This window comes from Maritimimonas sp. 2304DJ26-3 (assembly GCF_056591635.1).
The window spans coordinates 1-3,878 of record NZ_JBWQOK010000007.1; the positions used below are offsets into that span (position 1 = coordinate 1).

At 33.5% G+C, this 3,878-nt stretch carries 1 protein-coding gene and 1 pseudogene; both read right to left on the reverse strand.

Annotation, left to right across the window (positions count from 1 at the left end; genetic code table 11):
- Nucleotides 1–1,177 (reverse strand): annotated as a pseudogene (locus tag AC1EUV_RS13760) (hypothetical protein); the annotation flags it as partial.
- A gap of 164 nt (nucleotides 1,178–1,341) precedes the next feature.
- Nucleotides 1,342–3,878: OmpA family protein (locus tag AC1EUV_RS13765; protein WP_480199298.1), on the reverse strand; the 2,537-nt coding region annotated here is incomplete at its 5' end.

Sequence of the window (3,878 nt, forward strand, 5' to 3'; positions counted from 1 at the left end):
GATTTGGATTCTCATTAACTGTATCTACTCCATCACCATCATCATCTACATCTAAGGCATTTATCGAGGCATCACCATCCGTATTTAGAAGAGTATAATTTATTGTATCAGTGAAAGTATCTCCTGTTTCTATAGCATCAAACAAACCATTTATTCCAGATCCAGTATCAGCTCCAGTAATTCTTCCTCCGGTACTTGGGAGTCCATGCCCAGCTTCATAAACATCATAAACACCATCTCCATCAGCATCGATATCTAGATGATTAGCTGTACCATCTCCATCTAAGTCAAAAGCTGCTTCAACAAGACCATCAACATCCCCAATCGTAGCATCTGCTTCATTATCATCAATATACGCAGGAACACCATCATCATCAGCGTCAGCATAAGGATCTAATCCTCCAACATATTCATCTAAGTCAGGAATTCCATCATTATCCGAGTCTAAATCGTCATCATCCAAAACTCCGTCATTATCGGAGTCAAACAATAATCGTATTGCGTCAAGAGTAACAGAAATTTGAACTGTTTCAAATGTTTCAAAAGTTGGAGTTCCAACTGCAGGGTCACTCCCAGGAAGAAGTTGCAATGTTTCTGTAGGAGCGGTCGCTATAAATCTAAACTTTTCTGTTCCCCAAACATCTTGAGTTACAGAACTTATCGTTTGCAAAGGATTTGCTCCAACAATATATCTAAACTCATCTATGTATTGAGTTGCATAACTTTGATTACCAGAAGGACCACCGTCCATATTGGAAAGCGCGGATAATGTATAAATTGTAAGTTCATAAGTCTCTCCAACAATTAAACCCGTCATGGTTGTATTAACAATTTCTTCAGTCCCAGCAACTCCAATATCTCTCAGAGAAATCCAAGAAGTATGACCATTTGGTGGTAAGGGTAACATTCCATTTTGCCAACTAGCTCCACCACCATAGTTTCCGGAACCTGCTAGAATCATAAATCCAGCTTGAGTTGCGTTGGACACATCTGGCGTTCCTATTTGATCTACCCAACCTGGAGGTGCACAATTCTGACAAGGTGTACTTCCGTCCGATGCTGGAATTGATTGAGCGCTAGAATTATACTGAAAAAATAACCCTAGAAGCAAGAGCAATAAAAGATTGAGACTAATTTTGGCTTTAAAAAAGCTCTCAGTTAAGTAACTTTTCTTCATAATTTGAAACTTAATATTTTGAGTAATTCAAAAGGCTTATGAATTACATTTCCCCTTATAATGTCGCTAATTTTTTACAAACTAGCTATTCTGACAAATATATAAAAAAATGTTAAAGCCTATTTTTAAACTACTTTTATTTTTACTCAATTATTAACTGTTTATTATTCACTTTTAATAATCTTAAACTCAGTTCTTCTATTTTCTTGATGCTGTTCTGCAGTACATTTTACAAAACTTGAACATTTATTAACCAACCGCATTTCACCATAACCTTTACTTAGAATTCGTTCACCATCAACCCCTTTAGCAATTAAGAATTGTTTTACTGATTTTGCTCGTTTATTCGATAAAGCTCTATTATACGCTTCTGTGTTATTAGAATCTGTATGAGATCCTGCTTCTACAAATAATTCGGGATTATTTCTTAATATTTGAACAACCCGATTCAATTCATAAGCTGCATCTTTTCGAATAGTATGTTTATCATAATCAAAATAGATAGGATTTGTATTTATAAGTTTTTCATCTCCTTTTTCTACAAATTGCTCACTAGGAAAACCATTTCCGTCAACAACCATAAATTCAATTCTTCTATTTGCTTGATGCTCATCTTCTGAGCAATTAACAAAACTCTTACATTTATTAACATAGGTACTTTCTCCATATCCTTTACCAAAAATACGGCTTGGATCAATTCCTTTAGAAACAATATAATTCACTACAGATTTAGCTCGCTTATCAGATAGAATTTGATTATACGATTCCAAATTTCTTGAATCAGTATGTGCTCCAGCCTCAACTACAATTTCTGGATTATCATTCATTATTTCAACAACATTATCTAATTCTTTTAGCTCTTTGTCAGATAAGCTCCATTTATCATATTCAAAATAAATAGGTGATATTTTAATAAAGTTTGTTGAGCTATTAGAAATGGTCGAATTTACAACTGTAGTTGGAAGGCTTACTGAATTATCTGTAGATGCAATAGTGTTTTGATCTTTATCATCTAAATCAACATAAGTTAAATTTACTTTCTTATCTAGTTTAACATTGTTCACATTTGCGTTTGTTGAAGCAAACCTATCATTATCATTAACAATCACAAACTCTGTTCTACGATTTAATTGATGTTTTTCTCTAGGGCATTTAACAAAACTTGAGCATTCGTTTACCAATTGCATTTCTCCATAACCTCTAGCCGCAATTCTACTTGGGTTTATTCCCTTTGAAAGGATATAATCTACTGTAGCTTTGGCTCTTTTTTCTGACAACGTTTGGTTATAAGCTTCTCTAGCTCTTGAATCAGTATGTGAACCAGCCTCAATCACCATAGAAGGATGATCTATCATAACAGCAACTACTTTATCAAGTTCTTTTGCTGCTTCAGGACGAATACTCCATTTATCAAAATCAAAATAGATCGTATTAATATTAATCATTATTTTTTCGTCAACTACCTTTAATTCTGGGGGCAAATCGATAAAAATATTTAAAGGGTCTGTTTCTAAATCATTAACCGTTTTAGCAGGAACTTCTTCTCTTAAAAACCCTGGTGATGTCCCAACTAAAGTAAATTGAGTATCACATGGTAATTGAAATTTATAGGACGCATCCTCATTAACCGCGATTTCTTTTAATATATTACCCTTATCATCAAGTAGCTGAACTGTTGCCCCTGGCAATAATGCATGCGTTTCTTTATCTCTGACAACTCCAGTGATTTCCTGATTACATTCAAAATGAATCGGTGGGAAAGATGAGAATCTATAGATATCATCATCTCCCTTTCCGCCTTTTCTATTAGAAGAAAAGTATCCTTTATGATTAGTATCATCAATTATATAAGCAAAATCATCTTTTTTACTGTTTACAGGCTCTTCAAGGTTAATAGGTTCTGCAACCGTATTATCAAATATTTTACTGGCGAATACGTCTAGTTCTCCAAAGCCAGGTTTTCCATTCGATGAATAATACAAAATATTATCATCACTAATAAATGGAAACATCTCTCGCTCTTCTGTATTAATTTTTTCTCCTAAATTTCTAGGCTCGCTGTATGTCCCATTATCATTAATATCTACGACATAAATATCTGTTTTACCTATAGATTCTGGTCTATCGGATATAAAATATAGTTTAGTATCATCGATATTTAATGCTGGGTGGCCTGTTGAAAAACTAAGGTCATTAAACGGTAATTTAACAACATCTATCCATTCGCCTTTACTCGTTACTTTAGCTTTAAATAATTGAATATTATTAGTTCCTGTAGAATCGGTTCTATATCTTTTCTTCAAGTAGTCATTCGCGCTGAAATAGACTGTTTTCTTATCTTTTGTAAAAGAAACAACCCCTTCGTGATACTTAGTGTTGATGTCTCCAATCACTCTTTTCTTATTGATAATTTCTCCATTCTCATCAATATCACCAATATATAAGTCTAAGAATGGCTGATTATTGCCTTCCCATTTAATTCTCGTAATCGAAATATTATCTTTAGGAGCCGCAAAAATCACTTTATTCTTACCAAAAAAAGCTGTGCCGAAATCTGATAATTTAGTATTTATACTAACCCCATTAACAGTATATTCGCCTGGTGTGGTTTGTCCAAATAGAAATGTAACCGCAAAAAAAACGGTTAGAGTTAGTAATTTTTTCATTGTGCATTTAATCCACATTAAATATAAAATTATTT